The organism is Enterococcus sp. 7E2_DIV0204 (assembly GCF_002140855.1).
Taxonomy (GTDB): domain Bacteria; phylum Bacillota; class Bacilli; order Lactobacillales; family Enterococcaceae; genus Enterococcus_L; species Enterococcus_L lemimoniae.
This window is the reverse complement of record NZ_NGKY01000001.1, coordinates 159234-176309: the sequence shown is the minus strand read 5'-3', so window position 1 is coordinate 176309 and position 17076 is coordinate 159234. Positions and strand designations below refer to the sequence as shown.

Genomic DNA, 17076 nt, shown 5'->3' with positions numbered 1-17076 from the left:
GGAGAACCCGTCAGATGAAAAAAAGTGGTCATTTAATGAAAACTATCTCTCGCTATTTTATTGCTTTCTTATCTTCTGTATTTTTGTTTGCCTTTTTGATTTTATTGACCTTACGATTGACACTTTTTAGTGAAGGCTATATAGAAAAACAAGCAGTTAAAGCAGACTATTATTCAGAGTTGACTGAAGAAATCAATCGACAAATTGAAAATAGCGCTTTAGGAAGTAACATTCCAGAAGGTGTATTGCATCAATCAATCAGCAAAGAGTTAGTAAAAAAAGATGTAGATGCCTATTTTAACGCAATGTACAATACTGGGACAAAATATTCGATTTCTAATGAAAAAGAGATTCAAACAACTGTTTCAACGGCAATCAGTCATTATATGAATGAGAAGGGCATCCAGACAACACCAGAATCAGAGGCGGCTGTCACGGGACTTTCAGAGAATGCTGTGAAAATTTATAAAGGCTATGTTGAGCTGCCGTTTTTAGTTTCTTACGGACGTAAAGTGATGAATTATAAATCAACATTAGTTATTTTTATGGTTGTTTGTGGTGTTTTATGGGCTTTACTAAGCTTTTCTCTCTATTCTTCGTTAAGAGGGTATGTCCATCGTTTATTTAGATACTGGGCTTATGTTTGGGTTGGTAGTGGCTTGATGATGCTTGTAGTTCCAGCAATTATCCTAATTCAGGGTACTTTAACGAGGCTTGGTATTCAGTCTAAGGCCATGTATGATTTTATCCAAACTTACTTATCAAGCTTTTTATGGCTGTTTATCGTTGTAGGAGCTGTTTCGATTGTAGCAGGTATTGTCTTTGGCTTACTTAGTGAAGTGAAGAGAAAACAATTATTTAGTATTTAAACTTAGAACAATTAAAGAGCGGGACAAAACTAAAAACCAGTTTTATCCCGCTCTTTAAATTCGAATAAACGGCGAGAAAAAAATAGCTCTTTCGGAAATAAGCAGAAGCTAAACACTTTTGTCTCGGCCTCTTTCTTTTTTTCGTGTAACGTGATACCATAGAGGCTTGGGAGGGATGAAGATGTCGAAGAAAAATAAAGATATAGAAGTAAAAATAGAAGAAACTGAAAAAAAAATCAATGGTGAGTCAGTCACAGTTAGTATCTTAACGATCGGCAAGAAAGAAATCGGTCAAGTTCTTGCACAAGAAGCAAAAAAATTTGCGGTTGTGATCGATGGACGCAATGAAGCGACTGTGAAAACGCTTGATGAAGCAATCGAATACGTGATTCGCCAATGGAATTTAAACGACTAAAATAAATAACAACTTTTTTTCGAAAAAGGCTTGCATTTTTGTTAAAAGTTTTGTATTATAACTAAGTCAGGTTTTTTACTAAAACCTTTTGGAGGAATAGCGAAGTGGCTAAACGCGACGGACTGTAAATCCGTTCCTTAGGGTTCAGTGGTTCGAATCCACTTTCCTCCATTTTTAACCTTTGGGGTATAGCCAAGCGGTAAGGCAACAGGTTTTGATCCTGTCATGCGTTGGTTCGAATCCAGCTACCCCAGTTTTTTTTATGAGAACAACTCACTAAGAGTTGTTCTTTTTTTTGCTTGAAAAATCAGGGTGACTTCTGTTCTCTTTTTTCAAAATATGTGATAAAGTGGATAAAAAGCATGAGGAGTGAACCCGATGAATATTAAAGACAAAATAACTGAAACGGCAGAAAGAGTCTATGACTTAGCACGTGAAGGTAAATATGATGTAAAGGTCAATCTTTTTTCTAAAAAAGACAGCAAAGATAAAGCGACAGGTATCCAAGTTGTATCTACTCGAGATACGGCGCATACAAAAAAATGGCGTGCTAAAAACCGCTAAATCAATAATAGGCTAAAACAACAGCGATTATCTGTTGTTTTAGCCTATTTTCCTTTAATCTGGGTTATTTATCGATTTCTAGGCCCAGAACGGTCAGGTGACCATTTCCGACCAGTTTAATAACAAGTCTAGCCAGATGGTTTGGCGACATGTCTGTGTCACTTGTGATCCACCAATGTAGGGTGCCAATGAAGATAGAAGTCATGTATTCAATGATAAAATCAATCGGTACTTCAATATCATTCTCCGTAATTTTCAACTTAGAAAAGATATCCGCATATTTTTCATAAATGATATCTGCTAACTTCTTGCGTAACAACTCATTTGAACTTCCATCCATGATCGTCAAAAAGAAATTTTTGTTTTTTTGAATATTGATATAAATATGGGTTAGTAAAAATTCTATCTGTTTTACTTTGATGCGATTACTGACGATGATCTGCTCCGTATCAATAACAGAAGTGAAGGCATTGATTGCAAAATCAAAAATTTGTTCATAAAGGTCTTGTTTGTCTTTAAAGTGAGCATAAAAAGTCGCACGATTGATCATTGCTTCGTCGGCGATGTCTTGAATCGTTATACAGTCATATCCTTTTTCCTCAACTAAGTGAAAGAAAGCTTCAATAATCATTTTGTGTGTTCGTTTTACTCGGAGGTCAGTTTTCTTTGACATAAAAATTTCCTTTCGAAATAATCAACAGATTTTTAAAGTTTGTTGCTTATCTCACAAATTTGGGTATTTTGCTTGTTGCATTTAAATTAGAATCTTTCTAAAATATACATAAGTATTATATCAGACACCTTGTAGGATAATCAACAAAGTGTTGTGAAATAAAAGGATATGGATTATAAGGAGATCAAACGTATGACAATCAGAGCAGGAATAGACGTTGGTTCAACAACTGTGAAATTAGTAATTATTGACGAAAAAAATCATACACTATTCGCCAAATACGAGCGACACTACTCCGATGTAAAAGCAGCAACCGAAAAAGTATTGAATGAAGCGATGAATGAAATAGGTGAAGAAACGCCGATCACAATGACAATCACTGGGTCTGGTGGTATGGGACTAGCAGATGTTTTGACTATCTCTTTTGTTCAAGAAGTGATTGCCTGTACAAGAACAGTAGAAGAAATCATACCAGAAACGGATGTAGCGATTGAGCTAGGTGGTGAAGATGCCAAAATCACCTTTTTTGAAGGTGCCTTAGAGCAACGGATGAATGGTAGCTGTGCAGGAGGTACAGGTGCTTTTATCGATCAAATGGCAGTATTGTTGAAAACAGATGCAAATGGTGTCAATGAATTGGCTAAAAACTATCAAACAATCTATCCTATTGCCTCAAGGTGCGGTGTGTTTGCTAAGACTGATGTGCAGCCGTTGATCAATGAAGGGGCAGCGAAAGAAGATATCTCTGCCAGCATTTTTCAAGCAGTCGTCAATCAAACAATTGCGGGCCTTGCGGCTGGTCGCAAAATCAAAGGAAAGATCGCCTTTTTAGGCGGACCGCTGTTCTTTATGTCGGAACTTAGAAAACGATTCATTGAAACCTTGGATGTAAAACCAGAAGATGTGATTTTTCCAGAAAACCCTCAATTATTTGTGGCAATGGGTGCGGCGATTTATTCAGAAGGGGCTAATCCAACCACATTAGCTGAGTTGATCCACCGTTTAACCAAAGGCGATCAAGAACAATTAAAGCCGACCGATACGTTAGAACCATTATTTCAAGGTGAAGCAGAATTAGACGCGTTTAGAGCACGTCATAATCAAGCGAAAGCGCAAGAAAAAGCCTTGTCTGAACATCATGGTGTAGCATTTTTAGGAATCGATGCTGGCTCAACTACAACCAAAGTTACCCTGATCGATGAAGACGGTAATTTATTATTTTCATTTTACGGAAACAATCAAGGACAGCCGTTAGAGACCACAATGAGTGTTTTAAAAGACTTATACCAACATTTGCCGCAAGATGTTTTTATTGGGAAAGCAGCTGTTACAGGCTATGGAGAACATCTAATCAAAAATGCCTTAAAAGTTGATATCGGTGAAGTTGAAACGATGGCGCATTATAAAGCCGCTAATCATTTTCAGCCGGGTGTCGATTTTATCTTAGACATTGGTGGTCAAGATATGAAGGCGATGACGATCAAAGATGGTGTGTTGTCTTCGATTCAATTAAATGAAGCTTGTTCCTCTGGTTGCGGTTCTTTTATTGAAACGTTCGCTAAATCATTGAATTTTGATGTCAAAGACTTTGCCCTTGAAGCGCTCAGTTCCAAAGCGCCGGTGGATCTTGGGTCTCGTTGTACTGTATTTATGAACTCGAAAGTGAAACAAGTTCAAAAAGAGGGGGCATCAGTTGGCGATATTTCAGCAGGACTTTCTTATTCAGTAATCAAAAACGCCATTTACAAAGTAATCAAAGTCCGTCGTCCGGAAGAACTAGGAAAAAAAATCGTTTGCCAAGGTGGGACTTTTTATAATGAAGCCGTGTTGCGAGCCTTTGAAATGATCAGTGAACGAGAAGTGGTTCGCCCGTCTATCGCAGGTTTGATGGGTGCTTATGGTGCCGCATTGATTGCCTTAGAAAATTACGAATTAGGAGAAGAAACTACGATTCTTGGGCTAGAGGAGCTAGATACATTTACAGCTGATAAAGAATTTACTCACTGTGGTCTTTGTGAAAACAATTGTATGATGACGGTAACGATTTTTTCTGATGGGCGTCAATTTGTCACTGGGAATCGCTGTGAACGTGGTGCAAGGATCAAAGTCAAGAAAGAAGATCGCAAGGTTAATTTAGTTGATTATAAATACCGGAAACTATTTAAGTACCGCCCTTTAAAAGAAAAAGATGCGGTGCATGGCAGGATTGGGATCCCTCGTGTCTTGAATATGTATGAAAATTATCCGTTGTGGCATACCTTCTTTACAGATCTGGGCTTCCGAGTAGAATTATCGCCACGTTCAAATAAAGAATTGTATGAACAAGGTATGGAAACTATTCCAAGTGATACAGCGTGTTATCCAGCTAAAATTTCTCATGGTCATATTCAAGCCTTGATCGATTCTAAGGTACCAATGATTTTTTATCCTGGTGTCGTTTTTGAACGCCAAGAGTCAGCCGAAGCAGATAATCATTTTAACTGTCCAATCGTGCAAAGCTATCCTGATGTCATTCGGAACAATGTTGATGATATTCGTGACGGTAAAGTCGATTATCGTAATCCTTATATCAATCTAGCAAATGAAGCTTCTGTAGCAAAAGTGTTAAGTGAAACCTTTGCAGATCTTGGTATTTCAGCAGAGCAAGTGGCCCAAGCACTTCGTCATGGTTATGAAGAATTAGATGCTTTTAAAGATGATGTCCGTAATAAAGGAGAAGAAACCTTAGTAATGCTAAATCAAAAAGGCGAGAAGGGCATTGTTTTATCTGGGCGCCCGTATCATTTAGACCCTGAAATCAATCATGGAATCGCCGATGTGATCACGCAAGAAGGGTTCCATGTTTTAACGGAAGATTGTGTTTCTCATTTAAGTGATGTTGGAAATTTACGCGTGGTAAATCAGTGGGTGTATCATTCTCGTTTATATGCAGCAGCACGTGTTGTGGCAAAATCTAAAAATCTTGAACTAGTTCAATTGAATTCATTTGGCTGTGGCTTAGATGCCGTTACAACCGACCAAGTAGAGGAAATCATGGATCAATATGGCAAAATCTATACGGTCTTAAAAATCGATGAAGGGTCTAATTTAGGGGCTATCAGGATTCGGTTACGTTCTTTGAAAGCGGCAGTTGGCGAACGGGAAAAAATGCATTTTGAACCAAAAATGCAGCACGAAGAGCCAGAAAAAATCATCTTTACCAAGGAAATGAAAAAGACCCATACCTTGTTACTACCAATGCTTAGCCCAATCCATCAATCTGGGTTAGTCGATGTTGCATTAAAAGCATCTGGTTATAATGTGGTTTGTTTACCAGCAGATGATCGGGAAGCGGTCAATGTCGGTCTGAAATACGTCAATAACGATGCCTGTTATCCAGCAATTATTTCGATCGGTCAACTGGTTGAAGCGCTGGAAAGCGGTGAGTATGATCTCGATCATGTCAGTGTGATGATGACGCAAACAGGTGGTGGTTGTCGAGCAACGAACTATATTCCGCTCCTTAGAAAAGCCTTGAACGATGCTGGTTTCCCGCAAGTGCCTGTTGTTTCTGTCTCGATGGGGAACAAAGGGGTCGAATCTAATCCAGGGTTTAAATTTACCTTGCCAATGTTGAAACGTGTCGCAGTCGCATTTTTATACGGGGATTTATTTGAACGGGTCGTTTACCGCACACGCCCTTATGAAACCGAAGTCGGGATGATCGATGCGCTCCATGATAAATGGCTAAAACAAATCGAAAAAAATGTCCGCAACGGTTCACTGACGTTATTCAATCGTAATATGAAAAAAATTATTAAAGAGTTTGATGAAGTGCCCTTGAATGAAATCAAGAAACCCAAAGTCGGTATCGTGGGTGAAATCTTAGTAAAATACTCACCGACTGCTAATAACGATATTGTCCGTTTATTAGAAGCAGAAGGGGCAGAAGCTGTCGTACCAGACATCGTTGGCTTTATGAATTACTCTTTATATAATCAAATTTGGAAATACGATAATATGGGCATGTCTAAACAAAGTAAAAACTTAGCTCAATTTGCAATCCGAATTATCGAATATGTTGAAAAACCGATGGATAAAGCCTTAAGAAGTTCCAAGCGATTTGAAGGATTGAGTTCTATCCACGAATTAGCTGAGGATGCCGGAAAGATCCTTTCAATTGGAAATCATACTGGTGAAGGCTGGTTCCTGACTGGTGAAATGATTGAACTATTAAAGTCAGATGTCAATAATATTGTCTGTATGCAGCCGTTCGGTTGTCTACCAAACCATGTTGTCGGTAAAGGTGTGACAAAGGAGTTACGTCGTCAATACCCTAAGGCGAATATTGCACCGATTGATTATGATCCTGGGGTATCATTAGTGAATCAATTAAATCGAATCCGTTTGATGATGGCGACAGCCAATAAAATGATGAATGAAGAAAACGTTCGTTCATAAAAGAATAGAGGGTGTGAAACAAAAGTACTTTTTACTTTTGTCCCACACCCTCTATTTTTTCTACGATTAGTCAATCTGAAAAGATAATTCAATCGAAACTTTTTCTTTCTTTTTGTGTGCAATTCGGTATACAATAGACTTAATGACTAAAAAAATTTCTCGTTTGAAGCATACCAAATTTTGACGTAAAGGCTTTCCTTCACTGAATTTTAGACTTTGTGGTTGTTTATGAGGTATATACCAGTTATAATGAAAGAGAATAAAAAGGAGGAAATAAGATGGTTTCGAGTTTACCAGTTTATATTCAAATCCACGATAAAATTAAAGATGATATTGAGCATGGTGTTTGGAAGATTGGAGACCGCCTTCCATCCGAACGTGAGTTGGCAATCCAGTTCAGTGTAAGTCGAATGACGTTGAGACAAGCGATTCAAACACTTGCTGACGAGGGGATTTTAGAACGTAAGATTGGCTCAGGAACTTACGTTGCCCGTAAAAAAGTCCAAGAAAAAATGACAGGTACCACCAGTTTTACGGATATCATGCTTTCACAAAATCGAGTACCTTCTAGTCGTACAATTTCTTATTATGTAGCGAAACCAAGTTCTAGCGAGATGGAAAAGTTGAACCTAAAAGAAAACGAGCAAATCGTTCGAATGGAGCGTGTTCGTTTTGCTGATGACCTGCCCATCTGCTTTGAAGTTGCTAGTGTACCGTATTCTTTAGTAGATCAATATAGTAAAGCCGAAATCACAAATTCTTTTTATAAAACGTTAGAAGAAAAAGGCGGCAATAAAATCGGTCACGCCAATCAAACAATCTCAGCAATGTTGGCATCGGAACAGATTGCTGATTATTTAAAAATCAAACGAGGAGATGCGATTCTTCGTTTACGTCAAATTTCTTATTTTGAAAATGGCACGCCGTTTGAGTATGTCAGAACCCAGTACGTAGGAAATCGCTTTGAATTTTACTTAGAAAAATAAACTAAAAAAAGAAAATGAACGCGTTAAACATACTCAGATCGAAGAGTTGTCAGCATTCATTTTCTTTTTTATTTAGTTAAATCTATTTTTTCATTAACCCAATAAATCAAGATACCGCCAACGGACATAGATAATACTTCACTAATTCCAACGGTTAGCCATGTATAGAAAAAGGGTAATTGATAAAAGTAAGTCAATTGTCCAGCTACTGTAAACATTGATAGTGAACAAATCATTGCAGTTAGAATCATTTTTTTGACGGGGCTTTTTAGCTGCTTGGTGGCATAATAAGATAAACATAAAACGACGAATGTCGATAAACTACCTATTATAACATCTACTAAACCCAATGGTGAAGCAAAGTTTGAAATAGCTACACCCAATGTAACGGCGCCAATATAACGCTTGTTAAAAATCGGTAAGTAATTGAACAACTCAGAAAGCCTAAGTTGAACAGCACCAAAACTAAAGGATGCTAAAAAAATAGTAACAACAACATACAGTGCTGTAATCAGCGCCATTTTTGTCAGGGACATGACAGACCAAGCTTTAGTCTGCGAATTTGGATTATTCATTTGGATTCTCCTTTGTAAAACAGTTTCTCTGTTTTAGTGATAACTATGACCAAAGGACGTGACAGAAAGAATGCTGCCAACTGAAGTGTCATAGTGTGAAAGCTAGCTCGTAAAGCTAGACAGTGTGAATGGCTTCACTGGATGTTATGTTATCGGAGATTGTGCTATTTGTAAAGTAAGGTGTGAAATATAAATGTTATTATTTTTCTAACCAACCACCATCGATTGTCATGACAGTTCCGTGAATATAGTCTGCCTGTTGACTTGCCAAAAATAATGTTAGCGAAGCAACTTCAGCAGGTTTAGCCCAGCGTCCAGCAGGGGTTTCATTAGCGACCCATTCGGCCATTTTACCATCTCCAGCAAAATCAGCCGCATTCATGGGTGTCTGGATCGCTCCAGGAGCAATTGCATTCGCACGGATTCCTTGTCTGATATAATCATGATCCAACTGCTTTGTATAGCCAATGATCGCATGTTTTGAGGCAGTATAAGCCGCGCCACCACCGCCAGCTACCATGCCAGCAATCGAAGCCATGTTGATGATCACACCATGCTTTTGCATCAAAAGTTGTGGTAAAATTTGATTAGTGAGTAAAAAGGTTCCTTTTAAATTTACAGCTAAAACACGATCCCACAAGGCTTCTGTTGTTTTCAATGTAGGGGTGTAGTCATCTAGAATGCCCGCAGTGTTTAATAAAATATGAATACTGCCAAATGTGTCATTTACGCTTTCCACAGCAGCAACAATATCGTTGGGTTTGGTTACATCACCGATAAAAGCGACAAACTTTCCAGGATAATTTGTTGCTTGCTCAGACGTATTACGCAAGCCAATTTGATCAACATCCATACCAAACACATTTGCACCTTGTTCTACGAAAGCGATCGCTTGAGCTTGACCGATCCCGGAAGCCGCTCCTGTTACAAAAATTGTTTTACCTTGGTATTCATCGAAATGCATACTTGTACCTCTTTTCATAGTAATCAAAGAAAAGCTAGAGCGACTTATTTTAAGTGTTCTAGCTTTTTAGCAAAATTTTAGTCGGCGTGGACGATTTTCCAGTCTTCAGCCAAAACATCACAAGGTGTTGGAGAGAACATGCTGTATCCTTCGTCAGATGTTTTAATTAAAAAATAGGGAGTGACTTGGAGGAACGTGCCATCTGAGGTACCGATCTCGTCTCTAAGCTCAATATACAATTCAAAACCACCCCAGCCCTCTCTGACCGCTTTTGCTCCTTTTTTAATATGTGGCAATATTTCTTCAAATGTCATTTACTTGCTCCTTTTTTATGATTGGCAGTTCATGATAAGAACACTCGCCTGTTTCAAACGTTACTTGTCCATTCACTAATTCGACGATTTCTGTCATAAATTCCTCAGATTTAGGTTCATCCACAAGACAGATAACATCAACATGTTCGCCGTAAACCGTGTCTTTTAGAGTATACGGGTTGTGTTCCATAAAATTTTGAACACTGCCTAAATTTGGATAACTGATCGTTAAACGGATCTCCTGTTGTAATTTTCCTTCGACTAAGCCAACAGCGCTCAATGCATGAGATACGGACTGACTATAAGCTCGAATCAAACCACCTGCGCCTAATTTCGTTCCACCAAAATAGCGGGTAACAACGGCTGCGACATTGATCAATTCTTGTTTTTTCAGTACTTCTAACATAGGAATACCAGCAGTTCCGCTAGGTTCACCATCATCACTACTACGTTGGATATCACTTTTTTCACCAATCACAAAAGCACTACAATTGTGATTGGCTTTCCAATGTTCCTTTTTCTTTTGAGCAATAAATTCCTTGGCTTCCTCTTCTGAATAAACTCGTTTGAGAGAGCAGATAAAACGAGATTTTTTGATCTCAATTTCACTTTCTCCATCAGAGCGAATGGTAAAATAACTTTCAAGCATTTGCTCAGTCCTTTACTACATAATGCCTTAAGTATAAAAAAAATAAAGGCGATAAGCAACTGTTCTCTCTAAAATACCTGAGAGAGCTTCATTTGCTTCTTAAAAATTTTATGAGATAATAATAAAAGGAATACTGTTTTTTTGGCAGAAATTATTTTTTTCAACTAAAGGAGTGAATGATTTGGCAAAAGAGCGTCAAAAGAAATATGATAGCGTTACTCATTATTTAACAACTAATGGTGGATCACAAGTAACTCTAACGTTTACTCAGTTTGACGAGTTGCTTTTTCCTCATTCAGGACTTCCTAAGACAGCACGAACTGATATTGATTGGTGGGCCAATGATCATAAGCACCCTGAAAAAGGAGCTTACGGCTGGCTTAACGCAGGATATCAAGTGGTACAAGTCAATCTTGAAAAAGAATATGTGGTCTTTAATAAATTACTAAAATCAAATTGGTTATTTTAAACGAAAAAATAGCGAGAACCCAAAATCGGGAAGCGTTGACAAATATTTGGTTTATACGATATCATGAAGAATAGAAGACAAAGATCAGCTAGGTTATCATTAGAAAAAGGAGATGGATAGAATGGCTAAAAAAACAATTATGCTTGTATGTTCTGCAGGGATGAGCACAAGTTTGTTAGTAACAAAAATGCAAAAAGCTGCCGATGCACAAGGGCTGGATGCGGATATCTTTGCAGTTTCGGCTTCTGATGCGGATAACAATTTAGAAAGTAAGCCTGTAGATGTCTTATTATTAGGTCCACAAGTACGTTTTATGAAGGGTGACTTTGAGAAACGTTTAGAACCAAAAGGAATTCCTTTAGAAGTAATCAACATGGCAGATTATGGTATGATGAATGGGGAAAAGGTTTTACAACAAGCGTTGAGACTAATTGGAGACAATCAATAAAAAATCGGCGGTTGCTTTAATAGCAAGTTTATTTTAAGTGAGCAAAACAAAACGTGTCGCGTTTTGTTTTGCTCTTTTTTTTATTTTCTACACTGAGAGCTTCCCTTCAAAAAAAACAAAGCAAGAAATGCGTAGCTTAATAGTGGAGGGGATAAAAAATGCAAGAATTATGGGGAAGAAAAGTCTTGATAAAAGAAATCAAGCATAGCGAACAAATTGACACAGCGAGTCTGACCTTACCGACGATGAAAGAACTAGCGGAAAATAAAATTCAATGTTTACGTTGTGGTCAGATTCAATTGAAATTTACCGTACAGTTAGTGAACCAGTGCTACTATTGTCCAGAATGCATCCAATTAGGTAGAGTAGATACTGGTCAGCAATTTTACCATTTACCAGAGCCTGATTTAGGAAAAAGAAAGGTTTCTTTTGCTTGGGAAGGTCAATTAACTATAGGACAACAGCAAGTTTCAGATGAATTAGTTGCTTCTGTAAAAAAAGCTGAATCTCGCATGATTTGGGCGGTTACAGGTGCTGGGAAAACGGAAATGTTGTTTAAAAGCATCCATTATTCTTTAGAATGTGGTTATCGAGTTGGAGTAGCTTCGCCTAGAGTGGACGTTTGTTTAGAGCTTTTCCCAAGAATACAAGCTGTTTTTCCAGATGAAGGGGCCCTGCTGCTTCATGGAAAGATGGAAGAGAGCTACCGTTATACTAAATTGCTGATATGTACAACACATCAATTACTGCGCTTTTATCAGGCTTTTGACGTATTGATCATTGATGAAGTAGATGCCTTTCCGTTTGTTGATAATCCACTACTACAATATGGAGTAAAGCAAGCAGTCAAGCCAAAAAGTTCACTGATCTATCTCACGGCAACTCCGACCGAAGCGTTAACTAAAAAAACAAATCAAAATGAATTAAAGACAAGTATTTTACCCGCTCGTTATCATAGAAGAGTGTTACCTGTTCCAAAAATGAAATGGTGTTATCGTTGGCACGAAAAAATCAAGCAAGGCGTCAGCCCTAAATCTTTTGAGAATACGATTCGTATGCTGATAAGTAAAAATGATGTCTTGATTTTTTGTCCCACTATTACATTGATGAATCAACTAGAAAAAGCTGTGGAAAAGAGTTTTCCAGAAACGCCACTCGCTTCTGTTCATTCGCAAGATTCACAACGGCTAGAAAAAGTTCTAAAGATGAGAAATAAGGAATATCGTATTCTGATGACGTCGACTATCTTAGAACGTGGTGTGACATTTGACGGTGTTTCTGTGATTGTTTTAGGTGCCAATCATACTGTTTTTGCAACATCTGCTCTGGTTCAGATTGCGGGTAGAGTTGATCGGAGAAAAGAATATACTGCAGGAGAAGTCTGGTTTTTACATGATGGCTGCACAAAAGCTATGAAAGAAGCAGTCAAGCAGATCAAAAAAATGAATACGCTAGGATTAGAGCGAGGCTTGATCGATGAAGTGTAATTACTGCAGTCAAGTGATCAATAGAAATCTAACGCTCGCCGAAATATTCTTACCTAAGAAAATTGTATCGGAGCAATTATGTTCTCGGTGTACCCAAAAATTTCAGTTACTGGAGTCAAAAGGGAACTGTCAAGGATGCCAGCGTCAAACCCAAAATACGTATTGTAGTGATTGCTTAAAATGGCAACAACTTTACCCACAGTATGATTTTCATCATGAAGCACTTTTTTCATATAATCAAGCGATGCAAGAATGGTTTGAAGAATATAAATTTAAAGGCAATTATAGACTTAGGTATAGTTTTGTTGCGCTGTTACAAACTTACTTTAGACAAAAGAAAAATTGGATAGTCATACCAATGCCAATTTCCAAAGAGCGTATGGCTGTCCGTGGATTCAATCAAGTTGAAGGGTTACTTGAGGCAGCAGGAATCGCCTATCAGCCATATTTGGTCCGTTTTGCCGATGGTCTTTCTCAAGTGACGAAAACTAGAAGTGAACGACTCCAGTTAGTTCAACCTTTTGAGCTGACCAAAGAAGGGCAAAAAGCAGTCTCAAATAAAAGTGTTCTTTTGGTCGATGATATCTATACAACGGGGCGGACGATTTTTCATGGAGCACAAGTTATTTTAGAAAATCACCCGGCTAAACTGTATACGTTTTCTCTTGCGAGATAGCAGAATAAATAAAATGAAAAATCGTCCGCAATTTTGTTGGCAAAAGTACTATAATTCGTTATAATAGAATTAAGAAGAAGGATAACAGAGTGGTCCTTTTATTCCTTCTTTAGTGGCAGATGAAAGGGGTAATCGTTATGTTTAGATATAATGTGCGTGGAGAAAACATCGAAGTTACTGAAGCAATCCGAGACTATGTAGAGAAAAAAGTTGGTAAACTAGAACGTTATTTCAGTGATTCACCAGAAGCAACCGTTCATGTAAACTTAAAAGTCTACACTGAAAAAACAGCAAAAGTCGAGGTTACTATTCCTCTACCTTATTTAGTATTACGTGCTGAAGAAACATCACCTGATTTATATGCAAGTGTTGATTTAGTTGTAGATAAATTAGAACGACAAATTCGTAAATTCAAAACAAAAATCAACCGTAAATCTCGTGAAACAGGGATGAATACTGCTAAAGCAGCTATTTTCTTAAATGGTGAAGAAACACCAGATGAAACGCCAGAATTAGACATTGTTCGTACAAAACGTCTTTCACTAAAACCAATGGACAGTGAAGAAGCTGTTTTACAAATGAACATGTTAGGACATAACTTCTTTATCTTTGAAGATTCAGAAACAAATGGAACAAGCATTGTTTACCGCCGTAAAGATGGTAAATATGGTTTGATTGAAACAGACTAAACAAAAATAGGAACGTAAATTTACTTGATTTGGCTTTAAACTATCTGATTCATTAGAAGATAGAGCGTTTTGAAGAATAGGAAGATCAAGTGGATTTTACTTCCAGATATTCGATATTTAAGAGACTGTAGCAAGACGGCACACGTTTTGCCGCAGTCTTTTTTCTTTGTTTTACGTGCGTATACATAAAAAATAATATAATATATTGTTAATATTAAGAGAAGTTATTTCCTTTCTTGGCAACTAATGATAAAATAGAAAGGATGATTGTGCATTTAGTGCAAAAAATAAATAGAGTTTATTGAAAGGAACACTTAAAAACATGGCTAATTTTTTAAAAAAGATGATTGAAAATGATAAAAAGGAACTAAAACGCTTGGACGGTATTGCCAACCAAGTAGAAACTCATGCTTCAGCAATTGCTGCATTAAGCGATGAAGAATTAAAAGCAAAAACAGACGAATTCAAATCGCGTTATCAAAAAGGGGAAACACTAGATCAATTATTGCCAGAAGCATTTGCGGTCGTTCGTGAAGCAGCTAAACGTGTTCTAGGTTTATATCCGTACCATGTTCAATTAATGGGTGGTATTGTCTTGCATGATGGGAATATCCCTGAAATGAGAACAGGGGAAGGGAAAACCTTGACTGCCACAATGCCGGTTTACTTGAACGCATTGACAGGTGAAGGAGTTCATGTTGTAACCGTCAATGAGTATTTAGCAACTCGTGACTCAGATGAGATGGGTGAGTTGTACAATTTCTTAGGTCTGACAGTGGGTCTAAATATCAACTCAAAAACATCAGAAGAAAAACGCGATGCTTATAACTGTGATATTACTTATAGTACAAATAACGAACTAGGCTTTGATTATTTACGTGATAACATGGTTGTTTACCGCAATCAAATGGTACAACGTCCGTTAAATTATGCTATCGTAGATGAGGTCGATTCAATCCTGATCGATGAAGCACGGACACCCTTGATCATTTCTGGTCAAGCTGAAAAATCAACAGCTCTTTATACGCGTACAGATAATTTTGTGAAACGATTAAAAGAAGAAGAAGATTATAAAATCGATGTTCAGTCTAAAACAATTAGTTTAACTGAAGCTGGTATTGAAAAAGCAGAAGAAAATTTTGGTTTAGAAAACCTGTATGATATCGAAAATACAGCGTTAACGCATCATATGGACCAAGCGTTACGTGCAAACTTTATCATGTTACGTGACATTGATTACGTGGTTCAAGAAGGCAAAGTTCTGATTGTTGACCAATTTACAGGTCGTATTATGGACGGTCGTCGTTATTCAGATGGTTTACACCAAGCAATCGAAGCTAAAGAAGGCGTAGAGATTGAAGACGAAACAAAAACTATGGCGACAATCACATTCCAAAACTATTTCCGTATGTATAAGAAACTAGCTGGGATGACTGGTACCGCCAAAACGGAAGAAGAAGAATTCCGTGAAATCTATAATATTCAAGTGTTCCAAATCCCAACAAACCGTCCAATCATTCGTGATGACCGTGCAGATTTACTTTACCCAACATTACAAAGTAAATTTAAAGCGGTAGTTCAAGATATCAAAGAACGTTACCATAATGGACAACCTGTCTTAGTTGGTACGGTTGCTGTTGAAACTTCTGAGTTATTATCAGAATTATTGAATCAAGAAAAAGTACCGCACGAAGTATTGAATGCGAAAAATCACTTTAAAGAAGCGGAAATCATCATGAATGCTGGTCAAAAAGGAGCGGTTACGATTGCTACCAATATGGCTGGTCGTGGTACCGATATTAAATTAGGCCTTGGCGTGATCGAACTTGGTGGTTTAGCCGTGATTGGTACTGAGCGTCATGAGTCTCGCCGTATTGATAATCAATTACGTGGACGTGCAGGTCGTCAAGGAGATCCTGGGGTTTCTCAATTCTATCTATCACTTGAAGATGACTTGATGAAGCGTTTTGGTTCAGAGCGTATCAAAGCGTTCTTAGATCGTATGAATATTGAAGAATCAGATGCAGTAATCCAAAGTAAAATGTTAAGCAAACAAGTGGAATCTGCTCAAAAACGTGTTGAAGGTAATAACTATGATACACGTAAAAATGTCTTGCAGTACGATGATGTCATGCGTGAACAGCGTGAAGTAATTTACGCTCAACGTCAAGAAGTTATCATGGAAGATAAAGAGTTGACTGAAACATTATTAAATATGGTAAAACGTACGATTACTCGTGTTGTTGATAGCCATACACAATTAGAAAAAGAAAACTGGAACCTTGACGGCATCGTAGATTTTGCTGCATCAACCTTAGTTCATGAAGATTCTATTGCAAAATCAGATATCGAAGGTAAGACACCAGAAGAAATCAAAGAATATTTAGTTAAACGTGCTCAAGAAGTCTATGACATCAAAGTAGAACAACTAAACGGACCAGAACAAATCTTGGAATTCCAAAAAGTTGTTATCCTACGCGTTGTCGATACAAAATGGACAGATCATATCGATGCAATGGATCAATTACGTCAATCAGTTGGCTTACGAGCTTACGGACAAAATAATCCATTAGTCGAATATCAAACAGAAGGCTACAATATGTTTGAAGAAATGATTGGAGCCATCGAATTTGAAGTGACACGCTTATTCATGAAATCAGAAATTCGTCAAAATGTTCAACGTGAACAAGTGGCACAAGGTGAAGCAGTTCATCAATCCGATGAAGAAGAGCCTCAAAGCAATACAAGTGCTAAAAAGAAACCAATCCACGTTGATGAAAAAATTGGCCGTAACGACCCTTGTCCATGTGGCAGTGGGAAGAAATACAAAAATTGTCACGGTAAAGGATTGTAACAAT

At 37.7% G+C, this 17076-nt stretch carries 16 protein-coding genes and 2 tRNA genes; 13 read left to right on the top strand and 5 right to left on the bottom strand.

Going from position 1 to position 17076, the window contains the following annotated elements:
* The first annotated feature begins 14 nt into the window (after positions 1–14).
* The 5 genes from A5819_RS00875 to A5819_RS00855 all read left to right on the top strand — a co-directional run bounded on the left by A5819_RS00875 (position 15) and on the right by A5819_RS00855 (position 1848).
* Positions 15–869 (top strand): hypothetical protein, encoded by an 855-nt coding sequence (locus tag A5819_RS00875; RefSeq protein WP_086281020.1) that lies wholly within the window; start codon positions 15–17, stop codon positions 867–869.
* A 181-nt stretch (positions 870–1050) separates the two neighbouring features.
* Positions 1051–1284, top strand: coding sequence for a DUF2969 domain-containing protein (locus tag A5819_RS00870; RefSeq protein WP_086281023.1), 234 nt, complete (start codon positions 1051–1053; stop codon positions 1282–1284).
* Positions 1285–1374: 90 nt separating this feature from the next.
* Positions 1375–1455, top strand: a tRNA-Tyr gene (locus A5819_RS00865).
* 11 nt (positions 1456–1466) lie between these two features.
* Positions 1467–1538 (top strand) — tRNA-Gln (locus A5819_RS00860).
* Positions 1539–1662: 124 nt separating this feature from the next.
* Positions 1663–1848, top strand: coding sequence for a hypothetical protein (locus A5819_RS00855; protein WP_086281026.1), 186 nt, complete (start codon positions 1663–1665; stop codon positions 1846–1848).
* A 64-nt stretch (positions 1849–1912) separates the two neighbouring features.
* Here A5819_RS00855 and A5819_RS00850 read toward each other — a convergent pair whose 3' ends face one another.
* Positions 1913–2521, bottom strand: coding sequence for a TetR/AcrR family transcriptional regulator (locus tag A5819_RS00850; RefSeq protein WP_086281028.1), 609 nt, complete (start codon positions 2519–2521; stop codon positions 1913–1915).
* Between the two features lie 192 nt (positions 2522–2713).
* On the opposite strand from A5819_RS00850, the gene A5819_RS00845 reads away from it, so the two are divergent.
* On the top strand, positions 2714–6961 hold the full coding sequence (locus A5819_RS00845; RefSeq protein ID WP_086281031.1) for a 2-hydroxyacyl-CoA dehydratase: 4248 nt from the start codon (positions 2714–2716) through the stop codon (positions 6959–6961).
* A gap of 278 nt (positions 6962–7239) precedes the next feature.
* Positions 7240–7947 (top strand): GntR family transcriptional regulator, encoded by a 708-nt coding sequence (locus A5819_RS00840; RefSeq protein ID WP_086281034.1) that lies wholly within the window; start codon positions 7240–7242, stop codon positions 7945–7947.
* 68 nt (positions 7948–8015) lie between these two features.
* Here A5819_RS00840 and A5819_RS00835 read toward each other — a convergent pair whose 3' ends face one another.
* The 4 genes from A5819_RS00835 to A5819_RS00820 all read right to left on the bottom strand — a co-directional run bounded on the left by A5819_RS00835 (position 8016) and on the right by A5819_RS00820 (position 10449).
* Positions 8016–8522: a QueT transporter family protein gene (locus A5819_RS00835; protein ID WP_086281038.1), complete on the bottom strand. Its 507-nt coding sequence runs from the start codon at positions 8520–8522 to the stop codon at positions 8016–8018.
* A gap of 199 nt (positions 8523–8721) precedes the next feature.
* Positions 8722–9504, bottom strand: a complete 783-nt coding sequence (locus A5819_RS00830) for a 3-oxoacyl-ACP reductase (RefSeq protein WP_176271330.1) — start codon at positions 9502–9504, stop codon at positions 8722–8724.
* A gap of 59 nt (positions 9505–9563) precedes the next feature.
* Positions 9564–9800, bottom strand: a complete 237-nt coding sequence (locus A5819_RS00825; protein ID WP_086281043.1) for a DUF2829 domain-containing protein — start codon at positions 9798–9800, stop codon at positions 9564–9566.
* Positions 9790–10449, bottom strand: a complete 660-nt coding sequence (locus A5819_RS00820; protein WP_086281045.1) for a YigZ family protein — start codon at positions 10447–10449, stop codon at positions 9790–9792. The genes A5819_RS00825 and A5819_RS00820 overlap by 11 nt, the downstream gene beginning before the upstream one ends.
* A 181-nt stretch (positions 10450–10630) precedes the next feature.
* Between A5819_RS00820 and A5819_RS00815 the strand changes: the two genes are divergently transcribed.
* The 6 genes from A5819_RS00815 to secA all read left to right on the top strand — a co-directional run bounded on the left by A5819_RS00815 (position 10631) and on the right by secA (position 17072).
* Positions 10631–10918: a hypothetical protein gene (locus A5819_RS00815; protein WP_086281048.1), complete on the top strand. Its 288-nt coding sequence runs from the start codon at positions 10631–10633 to the stop codon at positions 10916–10918.
* A gap of 121 nt (positions 10919–11039) precedes the next feature.
* The gene (locus tag A5819_RS00810) at positions 11040–11366 is read left to right on the top strand and encodes a PTS sugar transporter subunit IIB (RefSeq protein ID WP_086281051.1); all 327 of its coding nucleotides are present in this window, start codon (positions 11040–11042) and stop codon (positions 11364–11366) included.
* 158 nt (positions 11367–11524) lie between these two features.
* Positions 11525–12853 carry a DEAD/DEAH box helicase gene (locus tag A5819_RS00805; RefSeq protein WP_086281054.1) on the top strand — a complete coding sequence of 443 codons (1329 nt, stop codon included), beginning with the start codon at positions 11525–11527 and terminating at the stop codon, positions 12851–12853.
* A complete protein-coding gene (locus A5819_RS00800; RefSeq protein WP_086281060.1) occupies positions 12843–13529 on the top strand; it encodes a ComF family protein in 687 nt (228 codons plus the stop codon). The genes A5819_RS00805 and A5819_RS00800 overlap by 11 nt, the downstream gene beginning before the upstream one ends.
* 137 nt (positions 13530–13666) lie before the next feature.
* The gene (gene raiA / locus A5819_RS00795) at positions 13667–14218 is read left to right on the top strand and encodes a ribosome-associated translation inhibitor RaiA (RefSeq protein ID WP_010760772.1); all 552 of its coding nucleotides are present in this window, start codon (positions 13667–13669) and stop codon (positions 14216–14218) included.
* Positions 14219–14540: 322 nt separating this feature from the next.
* A complete protein-coding gene (gene secA / locus A5819_RS00790) occupies positions 14541–17072 on the top strand; it encodes a preprotein translocase subunit SecA (protein WP_086281063.1) in 2532 nt (843 codons plus the stop codon).
* Positions 17073–17076 lie beyond the last annotated feature (4 nt).

What these genes read in the sequence shown, in the direction of transcription:
- A5819_RS00875 (WP_086281020.1), top strand. Translation starts at nt 15, where the DNA reads ATGAAAAAAAGTGGTCATTTAATGAAAACTATCTCTCGCTATTTTATT.
- A5819_RS00870 (WP_086281023.1), top strand. Translation starts at nt 1,051, where the DNA reads ATGTCGAAGAAAAATAAAGATATAGAAGTAAAAATAGAAGAAACTGAA.
- A5819_RS00855 (WP_086281026.1), top strand. Translation starts at nt 1,663, where the DNA reads ATGAATATTAAAGACAAAATAACTGAAACGGCAGAAAGAGTCTATGAC.
- A5819_RS00850 (WP_086281028.1), bottom strand. Translation starts at nt 2,521, where the DNA reads ATGTCAAAGAAAACTGACCTCCGAGTAAAACGAACACACAAAATGATT.
- A5819_RS00845 (WP_086281031.1), top strand. Translation starts at nt 2,714, where the DNA reads ATGACAATCAGAGCAGGAATAGACGTTGGTTCAACAACTGTGAAATTA.
- A5819_RS00840 (WP_086281034.1), top strand. Translation starts at nt 7,240, where the DNA reads ATGGTTTCGAGTTTACCAGTTTATATTCAAATCCACGATAAAATTAAA.
- A5819_RS00835 (WP_086281038.1), bottom strand. Translation starts at nt 8,522, where the DNA reads ATGAATAATCCAAATTCGCAGACTAAAGCTTGGTCTGTCATGTCCCTG.
- A5819_RS00830 (WP_176271330.1), bottom strand. Translation starts at nt 9,504, where the DNA reads ATGAAAAGAGGTACAAGTATGCATTTCGATGAATACCAAGGTAAAACA.
- A5819_RS00825 (WP_086281043.1), bottom strand. Translation starts at nt 9,800, where the DNA reads ATGACATTTGAAGAAATATTGCCACATATTAAAAAAGGAGCAAAAGCG.
- A5819_RS00820 (WP_086281045.1), bottom strand. Translation starts at nt 10,449, where the DNA reads ATGCTTGAAAGTTATTTTACCATTCGCTCTGATGGAGAAAGTGAAATT.
- A5819_RS00810 (WP_086281051.1), top strand. Translation starts at nt 11,040, where the DNA reads ATGGCTAAAAAAACAATTATGCTTGTATGTTCTGCAGGGATGAGCACA.
- A5819_RS00805 (WP_086281054.1), top strand. Translation starts at nt 11,525, where the DNA reads ATGCAAGAATTATGGGGAAGAAAAGTCTTGATAAAAGAAATCAAGCAT.
- A5819_RS00800 (WP_086281060.1), top strand. Translation starts at nt 12,843, where the DNA reads ATGAAGTGTAATTACTGCAGTCAAGTGATCAATAGAAATCTAACGCTC.
- raiA (WP_010760772.1), top strand. Translation starts at nt 13,667, where the DNA reads ATGTTTAGATATAATGTGCGTGGAGAAAACATCGAAGTTACTGAAGCA.
- secA (WP_086281063.1), top strand. Translation starts at nt 14,541, where the DNA reads ATGGCTAATTTTTTAAAAAAGATGATTGAAAATGATAAAAAGGAACTA.